Source organism: Pseudomonas sp. GM25, assembly GCF_000282255.1.
Taxonomy (GTDB): domain Bacteria; phylum Pseudomonadota; class Gammaproteobacteria; order Pseudomonadales; family Pseudomonadaceae; genus Aquipseudomonas; species Aquipseudomonas aphyarum.
In genome coordinates this window covers 1-642 of the sequence record NZ_AKJQ01000072.1, presented here as the reverse complement: position 1 = coordinate 642, position 642 = coordinate 1, and the positions used below count along the sequence as shown (strand labels likewise).

General features: G+C 61.8%; 1 protein-coding gene. It reads right to left on the bottom strand.

Features of this window, described 5'->3' with window-relative positions:
- Positions 1-642: type VI secretion system tip protein TssI/VgrG (gene tssI / locus PMI24_RS25335; RefSeq protein ID WP_007959112.1), on the bottom strand; the 642-nt coding region annotated here is incomplete at both ends.

Genomic DNA, 642 nt, shown 5'->3' with positions numbered 1-642 from the left:
GGGTCAGGTAACCGAGGTTGATCGCGCTCGCGCCGTGATCGCTGCGCAGCGCGATGCTGATCTCGCTGGTGGTGTCGTCGATGCGCAGTTCGTTGGCGCGGCTGCCCTTGTATTCCTTGCTCTTGACCGTGGCCAGGGTCTTGAAGTCCGGCAATTTGTACGGCGGCAGGTTGGCGCCGTGGTACAGGCAACCGGTGATCAAGGGCTGGTCGGGATCGCCTTCGAGGAATGTGATCAGCACTTCCATGCCGACCCGCGGAATATTGATCGAACCGAAGGTTTCAGCGGCCCAGCTGGAGGCCACGCGCATCCAGCAGGTGGTCTTGTCGTCGTGCTGGCCTTCGCGGTCCCAGAAGAACTGCACCTTCACCCGGCCGTATTGGTCGCAGAAGATTTCTTCACCTTCGGGACCGGTGACCACGGCGCTTTGCGAACCGAGGACCTTGGGCTTCGGGTGATCCAGCGGCGGACGATACGGCACGTCCCAGGGGATGGCGTTGAAGCGGTTGCGATAGCCCTGATGGAAATCGTCCTTCAGGTCAGTGGTGTCGCTGGTCACCGACTCTTCCAGCACTTGCGGCTGCTTGCCTTCGTGGAAGATTTCGGTGAGCAGCCACAGGTCGTTCCCCTCGCTGCGCGGGT